Consider the following 13,278-nt stretch of genomic DNA (forward strand, 5'->3'; position numbering starts at 1 on the left):
GTAGCTACCATCATAAACAATCTACATCGTCCATTTTAACATAGAACCCATCACATATTTTATGTTTTTTGTTTTTTTATATGATTGTTTTTACTTATTCAATCATATAAAAACAGAGATAATGAGATGTTAAATCTCACGATCTCTGTTTTTTATTCAGATGAAACTTCCTTCTGTTTGACTTTGATTTTCTCGGTATTCTGAAGGCGACTGTCCAACGATTTTTTTGAATAATTTTGAAAAATAGGTCGTATTATTATAGCCGATTTCATTAGAGATCTCATTGATATTTTGATTACTATGGATCAGCAACCATTTTGCTTGTTCCATTCTTAAGTGATTCAAGTACGCAGAGAAGCTTTTTTTAGTTTCTTTTTTAAACAGTTGTCCTAGATACATGACATTCAGATGCAAATGTTCTGCGACTTCTCTCAAGGTTAACGGTTCTTTATATCTCTCATGTAAGATTTGAAGAACTTTTTCGACATTTTGACTATATTTTTGATTATGCTGATTTTCCAATAAAGATAGTAGGAGTTGATGCAACTCTTGGACAGATTTTGCTTGATTGATTTTTTGGATGCCTGTTAAGTATTCATCATCTTCTAAACGGATCAGCTCACGATAGATATCCATAAATAATAAAAAACTGAAATGACGGATATCTTCAGGCGACATGACCGCCTGTTGGAATTGCTCGAAAAAGTCAGAGATCATTTGTTGTGCGAGCGCTAACTGACCACTTTTCAACACACGACTAAATGATACAAAATCAATTGATTGTTTAATTTCTGCTTGTTCGGCATAGAAAATACGTTGATTTTGATCCCCATAGAATTGATGTAGTTGTAAATTATCTTTAGCATGCTGGAAGCTTTGCGGTATCGTTTCCGGATCACAAGATTCATCTCCAATACTGATCAGCCAATTCTCACACATCAGCGACTGTTCAATAAAATGGCTAAACAGTTCTACTGCCTCCTCCTGAAGCAACAAAACAAATAAAACAAGTTCTCCATAATTTCGTTGGTAATAAAAAGGTTCTTTTCTTTTTGTCAGCCACTGACTGATTGTCGTTTCAGCCTGCCTAGGTACTTGTGCAAGTAAGACACGTCGCTGACGCTTGCCTAGTTTTTCTAAAAGTTCTTCTTCACTAGGTTCATCCAATTCATCATTCAACCATTGGCTAAATAGAATTTCTTGGTACACTTCTTGTTGATTTTTTTGTTGTCTTCGATGATCCAAGCGTTTCTTGACGGTTTCAAGACTAGTAATCAGTTCTGCTTTATTGACTGGTTTCATCAAATAATTAACAGCGCCTAACTGCATCCCGCTTTTTAGATAATCAAATTCTTGATAGCCCGATAAGATCATAAATTCAAAAAGATGTTCTTTTTGAGCAGCTTCAATAAATTCTAATCCATTCATCTCAGGCATCGTTACATCTGTGACGACTAGATCAATTGGCTGTGTTTCTAAAATCGACAGTCCTTGCATAGCATTTTCTGCGGTAGCAACAACGTTAAATCCTAAATTTTGCCAATCGATGATTTTTTGTAAGCCAGCTAAGATCATATATTCATCATCAACTAATAGTACGTTATAAGACATCAGCAGCTCCCCTTTTTATTTTAAAAGTAATATGGATCGTTAATCCACCAGTTGCATTTCTAGCTAGGGTCATCTGATAACTCGGTCCAAAACTAGCACGCAACCGTTCATTGACATTTTGTAAGCCGATCGATCCACTGAGTTCTACTTTACTTTGCGCCAACTGTGCGCTGATTTCAGCTAATCGCTCTTCTGTGATTCCTTTGCCATTATCACGAATCAAAAGATGAACAAGTCCATTTTCTTCAAATACTTTTACACTCAATGCGTTATCAAAACGAGTAAAATCAACGCCATGTTTAAAATAATTTTCTACTAATGGTTGGATGATAAATTTCGGTACTTCAATCTCTTCCAATGATGATTCGATTGTGAAATGATAGGCGATTCGGCTAGGATAACGCATTTGATAGAGGTACACATACTTCTCACAAAAATCCAATTCCTCTTTTAAATGAATCGTCTTTTCCTGATTGGTGTTATTACGTAATAATGCAGAGAAAGCATAGACAACATCTGCTAGTTCTTCACTACCTTCACTGATGGCATACATTCGAATATATTCCAATGTATTGTATAGAAAATGCGGATTGATTTGTGCTTGTAATGCGCGCATGTGCGCATCTTGTTGTTTGATTTCTAATTTGTAGATATCTTCCACATATTGATTGATACTGCCTAGCATCTCATTGATTCCGACTGATAGGTCTTTTAGCTCGTATTCAGTGATACTAGTATCCACACGAGTATCTAAATTCCCTCTAGCCACTTCATCCATGGCTTCCATGACACGATCGATTTGTTGAGAATAACGTTTGAACGTCTTGTATAAAAATAAAAGCAATAAACCATCCAATAAAATGACGCCAATAATTAACGGTGCTAAGCTTTTTTCTGTTACTTGGCGAACCGTACGCTTATCTAATGTGGCTAAAATACGATAATCGTCGGACACCTCTTGCGATTGGATAAAATTCGATTTTTCTAATTTCTCCACTGGTAATGTAGAATCCGCTTGTAGGGTCTGATTGATCAACTTTTCCTGCTTAAAGATTCGTTCTTTGCCCAGTGCTCGATCATGAAATGTATACAACCGATTACTCGTTCCGGAAATCATGTAAAGAGATAATCCATTAAACGTATTTAAATTCGTCAGCGCTGCATCAAGTTCATCTTTATCAAACCCTACAAACATACTGCCAATTTCTGCGCCACCTTGTGTAATCGTCATTTTGATATAAAAAGCCTGTTTTAATTGTGGCGTTCCCTGCTTGACTATCCCGCCTTTGTTCTCTCTAGTGGACTCAAAATATTCTGGTAATTGGTTGAACACAAGGTACACACTACTTACCTCTTCATAATTGACATACATATCACGAACTACGTTAGGGAATGAAAGAAAATCAGCAGATTGTCGTTGTCGGTCGTACGCATACATCAAATATTGATCGATCGGTTTCGTTAAATAAGTGGTGGTATTCTCGATTTTATCTGAATCCCCTACAAATTGATCTTTGATCACTTTACTTAACGTTGTTTTATCACTAAGCGTTCGCAACGTACTTTGAACTGCTTCATTCACTACTTGTTGTGCCTGGATTTGTCTTTGGATGAATGTATGCACGCTGATGATGATCGTTGCAATCATCGTCAAAGCAATCATCATGATCGCATATTTACGCAATAAACGGTTTAACAACGTTCCTTTTGAAAAGATAAAATCTAACCTATTCATATGTTTCCAACTGCAAGTCCAGATTTTCCCGCCATTGTTTGGTGATCGTTCCGTTCCAAACTGTAAGTAACCCAATCAAACCAAATAAAATCAACCCTTTATAATTCCACGTCACCCAAAGAATCAGACCACTGCCAAGGATGATTTTTAAGAAAGTTGAAAAACTTGCGAAACTGGAAATCAAGCTCAACTTCAGTAGATTTCTTAAAGTCATTTGATAGCCACTATCTAAAATCATACTATATTGATACGTCGCATAAGCGTACAACATGCTAAACAGTATAATAAAATCAATCACTAAGAAAAGAATCCCTTGAATCTGAACAGATAAATACAAGTTATAACTAAGCAAAAAAAGACAAGCCGAAAAAAGACCAAACAATTGATTTCCTCGCACGAAGGACTGTTTGAACATCTGCCAACTTTCGCTGATCGTGATGTCTTTATATTCGAAACCATGGAGATAAAACTGTTCATTGACAACTTTCCAAGCTGGCCCGATTCCTAAAACGACGCCGCCACACACAGCTAAGCCCCAAAAATACAATGTCAATTTCATGATGACCCATACGCGTATGAATACTGTTTCCAATGCTCTACCTAACACAGGACTTTCCCCCTTTATTCTTCATCATATCCTATTATACAAAAACATACTGTAACCTTGAGCATATTGGAATATCTAAAACCAAATAAATGGTGTTCAAGAAGCACATCTTCGGTCATCAGCTAGAAGTAACTCCTTCGGAAATAAGACGAAATCCACAAAAATTCAAGAGCAATTTCCGTGGATTCCGCCTTATTTATCGGAGCTAGACACTTCCGTCACAACCTTAGCTTTGTTTAGTTGTTTTCTTGTCGGAATGTATCATATTGTTTTTGCATTTCTGTCAGTACTTTGTCGTATCCAGCTTTATCTAAGGCATCCATTAGTTTTGGTAAGGTTTCATCTGGATCGACAGTTCCAGTGTTCAATCCATCAAGGTATTGATTCATGACGTTTGAGATATTACTCAATTCAGTTTTTACGCTGTCTGTATTAAAGCTGAAGCCTAAGATTGGAGAAGTTTCAGCTTCTGCAATCGATTGATCTCTTTTAGCGATCATTTCATCGGTAATCGTATCTTGTGTATAAAGAATCTTATTGTTTCCAGTATTCCAAGCAGACATGTGTGTTTTTGGCTGATAGCCGTCTAATAATTTTACTTTGTCATCGCCAACTTTTTCCCATGCCTCTCCTTCGATTCCCCAAACCAAGCCGTTAAGCAATTCAGGATCGCTATTCAATAACGCTAAGAACTCTACTGATTTCTCTTTGTTTTTTGATGTATTAGAGACAACAAAATTTGCCATTTGCGCTTGTCCTGTTGATTTCAAAGGAACAGTAATTGGTTTCGATACTAATTCTTGATTTGCAGCATTTGTTAAAATCGTATCGCCGTAATCGTATGGTCCTTGTGTTTCTCCACGCATCAACCATGTATTACCTTCTAACGGATAATCTTTGTTACTAGTCGCTGCATCACTAGGGATCAATCCTTGATCATACCAACTATGCATCGTCCGTAACAGTTCGATGTAATTTTCGTTGTCATATTGGTTAATGATCTTTGTTTTGTCACCATTCAAATCAACCGCAAATGGCAAAGTATTTCCTAATGGATAATCAAAATCCCCTTGTACTTTAAATCCTTGGCCAATGGCAAAGGCCGCTGTATTCGGTTCTTTTTTATGGAATTCTTGTAAAACTTTTTCTGCATCTGCATACGTTTCAATACCATCAATCGATAAATTGTATTTGTCTAATAATGGCTTATTGAAAGTCAACACTTGTTGTGCAAAGACATTGCCGTTTACAGGGAAAGCATATAATTTCCCATTGACCAGATTGCCTTTGATATATGCTTCATCCAAAGAATCATACGCTTCTTTTCCATATTTAGGCGCTAATTCAGTCAAGTCTGCAAACGCGCCTTTTTGTGCATTTGATACGTAATTGTTGGCAAAAGCGATATCGTAATTTTCACCGGATGAGATGATGACGTTCATTTTCTTCTCATAGTCGCCCCAACCAATATAATTGATATTGACTTTTACACCAATTTTTTCTTCAATACGTTTATTTGCGACTTCCATCAGCTGATCAAGGTTATCTGGTTTGTCACCGATCTGGTACATTTGTAATGTCGTCGTATCACTGGCCGCTGCATCGTCCTTGTCACCTGAACCGCCCCCACAAGCTGCTAAACTGATTGCTGTTAGTGCTGAGAATCCTGTAAAAGCTAATTTTTTCCATAACTTCATATCTTTTTCCTCCTATTTTAGTGCTTTATTCTTTGACGCCGCCAATCGTTAACCCTTTAACAAAATGTTTTTGGAAAAATGGATAGCTGATCGCAATCGGTAATGTTGAGATAACAACGATTGCCATACGAGCAGACTCTCCAGGAACAGAAGCAAGACCGCCGGCTAACTGACTACCTGCTCCAGCATTTTGAGTAAGATATTGGATATTGCTTTGAATCTTCATCAATAAATATTGCAATGGAACGAGATTATCGTTTTGAATATACAGTAACGCATTGAACCAGTCATTCCAATAACCTAAAGCTGCAAATAAACTGATTGTCGCAATTCCTGGAATCGCTAAGGGTAAGACGATTTGTACAAAAATCCGAAGTTCACTCGCCCCATCTATCCTAGCAGATTCAATGATCGAATCAGACACCGAACGTTTAAAGAATGTTCGCATCACGATAATATTGAACGGACTGACTGCCATCGGTAAAATCAATGCCCAAATCGTATCTTTCAGTTGTAATAAATTCGTCATCACTAAGTAGTTCGCAACCATCCCTGGTGAGAACAACATCGTGATCAAACAAAAGACTGTAAAGAAACGACGAAATGGAAAGTTGGATCGAGAAATAGCATAAGCATATAAAGAAGTTGCTGTACTATTGATCAACGTTCCTACTACTGTCACAAGAACAGTGACGAAAAGAGCCTGAAAAATTTTGTTTTGCATCTGGTCAAACAAAAAAGTATACCCAAATGTACTAAATGTTTTAGGCCAGAAACTATACCCTTGTGTGGACAAAATGGATTCATCTGTAAAAGAGATCGCAATTACAAAAATAAATGGTAACACACAAGAAAAAGCAAAAAGTGCAATCAAAATATTGGAGAAAAAGTTGGTGGTTTGACTAAACGAGCGGATCTCTACTCGTTGAACTTTCTTTTTATTCATTTTTCTCCTCCTTAGAACAATGCCGATTCGCTGTCAAAACGACGAGCAATCGTATTGGTGATCATTAATAAAACAAAGCCGACGACTGATTGATACAGCCCAGCTGCGGCCGTCATACCAAAGTCGCCAGTGGATGTCAGCCCATTATAGATATAAGTATCTAAAACTTGTGTCACTTCATAAAGCGCTCCGGAATTTCTTGGGATATTATAGAACAAACCAAAGTCCGCTCGGAAAATATTTCCAACTGCTAATATCGTCAAGATCGTCATCAGAGGGACCAATTGTGGAATCGTCACATGTTTGATTTGTTGCCACTTGCTTGCGCCATCCACCATCGCTGCCTCGTAATACGTCGGATCGATTCCCATAACTGAGGCAAAATAAATGATACTGTTATAGCCGATCCCTTTCCATGTTCCAATAAAGACTAGAATAAATGGCCAATATTTAGGATCATTATACCAATTGATTGTTTCTCTCCCACTTGCTGCCAGCCATTGATTGAAGATCCCTTTATCTGGACTTAAAAACGCATAGACAAAGTAACTAATGATGACCCAAGAAAGGAAATAGGGAAGCAATGACATGGTCTGGTATACTTTTACCAATCGTTTATTTCGCAATTCACTCATAATGATTGCAAACACGACAGATATCAAAAGATTCAGTAAAATAAATGTCACATTATATAAAATCGTATTTTTGGTAATCAGAAACGCTTGGTCAGAAGAAAATAAAAACTTGAAATTCTCCAATCCAACCCATGGGCTCTCCCTTAAACTGGCAAGAAAGCCATCCGCAGAAATATGGAAATTTTTAAACGCAACGACATTCGCTAATACCGGGATGTAAAAGAAAAAAATCATCCAGATCATCCCAGGGATCGCCATTAAAACAAGCGCCTTATAGCGCCATAAATTCCCAAAAAAACCTTTTAACCCCTTCCTTTTTCTCATATAAAAACTCCTTTCACCTCATTCGCACTGTCATTATAGCGCTTTCAAAAGATATAATAAATGAACAAATCATAGGGAAAATGAAACAAATTATAGAGAAGATTGTAAAAGAATCATTTTGATCTAAGGCGTGAGACAGAAAAATGAAAAATAGCTGTTTTAGGTTGCCATCTATCATGATTTCAATAAATAAACAAAAAAACTTACAGGATTTAGGAAAGCGTTCCTGAATCCTATAAGTAGGTTTTGTTTCTATTGCTCTATCTATTTTTAGTCTAAATGCAGTTAGAAAAATATTTATGTACTTTGCTATTGGATGCTTACATAATAACGTATGACTGTGGTTGGATAATAGTTAAGTCAGTTTATTTGCTCTACATACGCATGTTTTTATAAATCTATACTTTTATTTAGTGAGAATGTGAAAAAAAGAACTCCGTAATAAAACTGATTACATATGGAAAAAATACCAATGTTAATACAGTGAAAAAGTTCTCTTAAATCTCTGAATACTGATAAATTCTATTATAATAGTGTAAAATACTAACACTATAGAAAGTATTAACATAAAAAAAATCATTGAAAAGAAAATGGCATTTCTGTGATGTCCCTGTAAATCATAGGGCAAAATAGAATTGAACAAAGAAACTAGTTTCATATTTAGAAAGATACAAATGATATAACTAAGACTTAATCCAATTATGTAGATAAAAAAATTTTTTAGTAGTAATTCTCTCAATACATATTTAGGTTGGATTCCCAAATATATTTTTGTTTCAACATCTGTTCTATCAATTACCTTGATTAGTAAAATTTTATTTCTAAAGTCAAATAATATATATATGCTAATTATCACTATTAAAAAGGATAAAATATCCCTCCCAAAAGAAATTTGCATAATTAAAAACTGATTCCCATCTAAACTTAGTTGTGCCGACTTTAAATCGCTACTCATTATTTCTTGTTCCATTATTTGAATAAATCTTTGTAAATACAGTTGCAAAAAGACACACTCAAAAAATAGGATGCCAATAATAGTAACCGAAACAACATATCTAAATCCTACTTTACATGCGCTTTTAATACTTCTCCTAACAAGATATAGGTTAGATAAAATAGTTGGACCCACATTGATCATATACCTTCTCTCCTTTAGTTAACTTAATGATTCTAAATTCAGATTCTTTTATAAAGTTAGGATCGTGAGTAGACATAATAATCGTAGAGCCAAGTTTATTCTTTTTTTTCAATAACTCAAATACTATTTTTGCATTTGCCTTATCTAAATTAGCTGTCGGTTCATCAGCAATAATAATTGGGGGATTCGCAACGATTGCTCTGGCAATATTCACACGTTGTCTTTCACCACCAGATAAATTTCTAGGTAAATTTTTTATACATCGATCTATTTTTAGATCTGCTGCAACTTCCTCAACTTTCGACTGTATCAATGAGGATGGATAACCTAAATATTCCAATTTATAAGCTATATTTTCAAATACTGTCCACTCTTCAATCAATCTTGTATCTTGAAAAACTACCCCCATCATTTCCCTTAAATTTTGTAATTCCTTATAGTTATATTGACATACTTCTTTATCATTGATTTTCAAGCTACCCGTATTATACATTCGTCTCCCTTGAATCAACTCAATTAAAGTGGTTTTTCCCGAGCCACTTTTTCCTATCAAAAATACAAATTCTCCATGTTCAATTTGCATATTTATATTTTTTAATACTTTAGTGTTTTTATGTTCCACTCCAAGATTATCCATCAAGATGAAATTATCCTTTTTCATATTCCCCTCTGCCTTGTTTTGAAATATTGATATAGAACCTACCTAAGATATTTTCTCTGAACTGCCATTTCACATAAATAAATTATTATTCCTGGTTACAAACTAAATAACTTTTTAAAAACAGCTTTTTTTCATTCGTTATGTACCTCCCATTTGGGAAAATAGAAATATAATAGAGCATAATATTCCCTAAAATATTATTTGAGCAAATGACATAATTAATATTTTTAGTTAATAAAAAATTCAAATGATTTATACACTGAGTATCATACATTATATATTTATTATTTTGTTTTATCCATCATAATTGGTTGATTTAACATCATATTCGTATAGGGAAATTACTTTTTAGTTCCTTCTTGTGTTTAGATTTTCCACTGTACACTTCTTTGACCGCGCCCTAAACAAAAAACTTACAGGATCGAGTAGTATACCCCAATCCCATAAGCGGTGTTTTCAGGCTCTATTTACTTCTTACTTGTGCCAATTCATCTGGTGTCATTTGGCGATACTCTCCTAAAGCTAAATCTTCTGGCAGAAGAAAATTCCCCATACGTATTCGTTTCAAGTACGTGACTTCTTTGCCAACGGCTTTTACCATCCGTTTGACTTGATGGAATTTCCCTTCATGTAAGATCAAGCGGATACGAGAAGTGTTTGTTTCTTCATCGACTGAGTCAATGAACAGTTTTGCAGGCAGTGTCTGTTCATCTCCATCAATGAGTAATCCTTCTGCAAATGCTGACACATCTGCTTTCGTCATCACACCTTTGACCTCTGCCAAGTATTCTTTTTCTACGTGTTTTTTAGGAGAGAGTAATTGATGTGAAAACTGTCCATCATTGGTCAGGATCAACAATCCTTCTGTATCTTTATCTAACCGACCGACTGGAAATAGATCTTCCCGAAAATCTTCATCAGAAAGTAAGTCGATAACGGTTTGATCATGATTATCTTGAGTTGCTGAAACTATACCAGCTGGTTTATTCAAGATATAATAAAAATCTTTTTGATAATGTAAGGATTCATCTAGATACATCACCGTGTCTTCGGTTTCTTTCACTTGATATTTATCACTTTTAATACAGTTTCCATTGACTGTGATCAAGCCTTTTTTGATCAGCCCTTTGACTTCTTTGCGGCTACCAAGACCGATGTCAGCTAAAAATTTATCTAAACGCATGTGATTGTCCCCTTTTCAAGCAATGCCTGTCTTATTTGATGCGCAAACGTCGGCGTAAACGAATCATTCCTTGACGTCCTAATAACTTATCTGCGAGACGAAGCTTCAGTGCCAGATACGTATAAACCAAACCACCTACTCCGGCGACTAAAACAATTAATAGTAGTGATTGGAACTTACTGTCTTGGCTCAAGAACATCCCGAAAACCATTTTCGTCAGCCCAGCTGCAAGGAGCATCAACAGAGTAAGAATAAAAATCAATAAGGTGCGGCGCCATACAAATTTCCGATTGAAGCGAGCCACTTGATGGATTTTCTTTAGTATCAACGAACAAGAAACGATAAAACCAATCATCGTTGCAAGCAATGGCCCATACACTTCAAAAATACGGATTGCTGGATATTGCAAGACTAGTTTTACGAGAAACCCAACCAGTAAGTATTGGATCGCTGCTTTATTTTCAAACATCCCTTGAAGCATATTCGATACAAGCATATAAAGTCCGAGAAAAAGACCGACAAAACTTGCTTGGATCAATACTTGGCTTCCTAATTGATCTGGTGTATAAAATAAAGTATTCAAAGGGTATGCCAAGAGCATCACACCACACGTTGCAGGAAACATAATAAAGGAAAACAACTGTAAATTACTGCTTGTTAATTTTGCTAGTCCACGACGATCTTTGATCGTTACCGCTTCCGTGATCAAAGGTAAGCCTGTCGCAGCAATCGACGTCGCTAAAGCAATGACGACCATTGTCAACTTGTCAGGATTCGCACTGAAAATTGAAAAAAGATCCAATAATTGGGCATTGGAATACTCAGTAGTATCCGACATGATTTTAATAAATGTAAATTGATCGACTAATTTAAAAATCGTGATCCCTGATCCTACGATGATAAAAGGAATCGCTTCTTTGATCGTATCCAACAATAATTCTTTCGTGGCAATGGTCACTTGGTTTTCACTGTATTGCACACGAGCTGCTGTATACGCTTGATGTTTCTTCAAAAAATATAATAAGACAGCCAAGCTGACGATCATCCCAATAAATGCTGCAAAAGTCGATTGGGTCACCGCAGTTACGTAGTCCCCTGACAGGACTTTCATGATGATGAATGTAGAAAGCAACAGATAAAATACGCGCGCAATCTGCTCAACGATTTGCGAAAGTGCATAAGGCATCATTTCCTGATTTCCTTGGAAGTATCCTCGAATAACACTCATACAAGGAAATACTAATAGTGCTGCACTTAATGAGCGCATGATTGGAATCAATTCTTCCCCACCACCAGAGGCACGAGCTAACCAAGGCGAAGCAAAATACATAAACCCTGCAAAAAACACCCCTAAAACAGCCATCATTTGCATTGCTCGTAGAAACAACCGGTGAGACGTCCCGTATTCATTCAATGAATTGTAACGTGCGGTTTGTTTCGCAATGGCAGCTGGAATCCCCGCAGTTGAAATCATTAAGAATAACGCATAAATATTGTACCCCATATTGAATAATCCATTGGCAGCCTTTGCATTTTCGCCCATCCAAGCATACCAAGGAATAATATAGACTGCGCCCAGTAATCGAGAGATCATATTACTTGCAGTCATCCAAGCAGAACCTCTAGCCATTTTCTCTTGAACTGTCAAATTTTCTACTGCTGGTTTTCTTTGATTAGTCATTGATCAGATTCCAACTTTCTTCAAAACATTACTCATATTTTAAGTGTAAATCCACAAAGTAGCAATCTTTTTATCGGCTTTTTTTATTTTGTAGCGGTTGTAGTTTTTACGTAATCACTGTTTTATTTCAATCACAGGATGAGCTGGTTCTCTATCTTCGTTCTTTCGAAATCATCGCTTTTTCATTTTTTTCTAAGTTGCTATTTACAACAGTTGCATATTTTTTTGCATAATCACATTTTCTATTAAAACCTTCTGTTTCGAATTTAGGATATAATTTTCGACTATTTTGATCAGAGATAACTATAGCGTCTCTTGTCTTTCCATCATTCGTTGATTTTATAGGAAACATTTTGCTTATAGGTACAGTCTTTTGAGATGAACACTTGCTAGGAATTAGTTCTTCTGCAAATTTACGATCTATCTTATTTAACACATGCTCTAACGCTGCTGCTCCTTTAGTCGGTTCTCCTTCTTTAGCTAACGACGCTTGCATCTCCGGGTTAGTTTCTACATGTTGGATCAAATCAGCGAATACAGATGGATTTTTTTCTCCTGCTTGTCGCAGATACTTTGTGATAGCTGGACGGCTAGAAGGGAATTTTTCTGCAAATTTACGATCTATCTTATTTAACACATGCTCTAACGCTGCTGCTCCTTTAGTCGGTTCTCCTTCTTTAACTAACGATGCTTGCATCTCCGGGTTAGTTTCTACATGTTGTATTAAATCAGCGAATACAGATGGATTTTTTTCTCCTGCTTGTCGCAGATACTTTGTGATAGCTGGACGGCTAGAAGGGGATTTTTCTAAAGATTCACGATCCATCTTATTTAACACATAGTCTAACGCTGCTTCCCCTTTAGTCGGACCTCCTTCTTTAGCTAACAATTCTTGCAGTTTAGGGTTAGTTTCTACTTCTTGTATTAATTTAATTAATTCATATACATCATATTTTGCACGTTGTCGCCTATACTTATTGATATGTGGGGTGATCGAATTCATAGTGATTTCTGGATTCATTGTCCTATTCCTTCTTCCATTTTTTATTTAAATAACAAG

10 protein-coding genes are annotated in these 13,278 nt (G+C 36.0%); all 10 read right to left on the bottom strand.

Going from position 1 to position 13,278, the window contains the following annotated elements; all coding sequences use genetic code 11:
• Nucleotides 1-156 precede the first annotated feature (156 nt).
• A complete protein-coding gene (locus tag IGJ39_RS12525; protein ID WP_438764901.1) occupies nt 157-1,611 on the bottom strand; it encodes a response regulator in 1,455 nt (484 codons plus the stop codon).
• On the bottom strand, nt 1,601-3,346 hold the full coding sequence (locus IGJ39_RS12530; protein ID WP_438764903.1) for a sensor histidine kinase: 1,746 nt from the start codon (nt 3,344-3,346) through the stop codon (nt 1,601-1,603). Before IGJ39_RS12530 ends, IGJ39_RS12525 begins: the two co-directional genes overlap by 11 nt.
• The gene (locus IGJ39_RS12535; RefSeq protein ID WP_065095929.1) at nt 3,339-3,953 is read right to left on the bottom strand and encodes a YesL family protein; all 615 of its coding nucleotides are present in this window, start codon (nt 3,951-3,953) and stop codon (nt 3,339-3,341) included. Before IGJ39_RS12535 ends, IGJ39_RS12530 begins: the two co-directional genes overlap by 8 nt.
• Nucleotides 3,954-4,189: 236 nt before the next feature.
• Nucleotides 4,190-5,650 carry an ABC transporter substrate-binding protein gene (locus IGJ39_RS12540; protein WP_438764905.1) on the bottom strand — a complete coding sequence of 487 codons (1,461 nt, stop codon included), beginning with the start codon at nt 5,648-5,650 and terminating at the stop codon, nt 4,190-4,192.
• 25 nt (nt 5,651-5,675) lie between these two features.
• Nucleotides 5,676-6,596: a carbohydrate ABC transporter permease gene (locus tag IGJ39_RS12545; protein WP_023520476.1), complete on the bottom strand. Its 921-nt coding sequence runs from the start codon at nt 6,594-6,596 to the stop codon at nt 5,676-5,678.
• 11 nt (nt 6,597-6,607) lie between these two features.
• Entirely contained in the window at nt 6,608-7,555 is a 948-nt protein-coding gene (locus IGJ39_RS12550; RefSeq protein ID WP_010734151.1) for an ABC transporter permease, read from the bottom strand.
• Between the two features lie 1,106 nt (nt 7,556-8,661).
• Nucleotides 8,662-9,354 (bottom strand): cell division ATP-binding protein FtsE, encoded by a 693-nt coding sequence (locus IGJ39_RS12555; protein ID WP_104776195.1) that lies wholly within the window; start codon nt 9,352-9,354, stop codon nt 8,662-8,664.
• Between the two features lie 463 nt (nt 9,355-9,817).
• A complete protein-coding gene (locus tag IGJ39_RS12560; protein WP_104776194.1) occupies nt 9,818-10,537 on the bottom strand; it encodes a pseudouridine synthase in 720 nt (239 codons plus the stop codon).
• Nucleotides 10,538-10,568: 31 nt separating this feature from the next.
• The gene (locus tag IGJ39_RS12565; protein ID WP_108146105.1) at nt 10,569-12,218 is read right to left on the bottom strand and encodes a putative polysaccharide biosynthesis protein; all 1,650 of its coding nucleotides are present in this window, start codon (nt 12,216-12,218) and stop codon (nt 10,569-10,571) included.
• A gap of 151 nt (nt 12,219-12,369) precedes the next feature.
• Nucleotides 12,370-13,239, bottom strand: a complete 870-nt coding sequence (locus tag IGJ39_RS12570) for a hypothetical protein (protein ID WP_104776192.1) — start codon at nt 13,237-13,239, stop codon at nt 12,370-12,372.
• Nucleotides 13,240-13,278: the final 39 nt, after the last annotated feature.

Origin of the sequence: Enterococcus sp. AZ140 (assembly GCF_051714405.1) — a bacterium.
Lineage (GTDB): Bacteria > Bacillota > Bacilli > Lactobacillales > Enterococcaceae > Enterococcus_B > Enterococcus_B pernyi.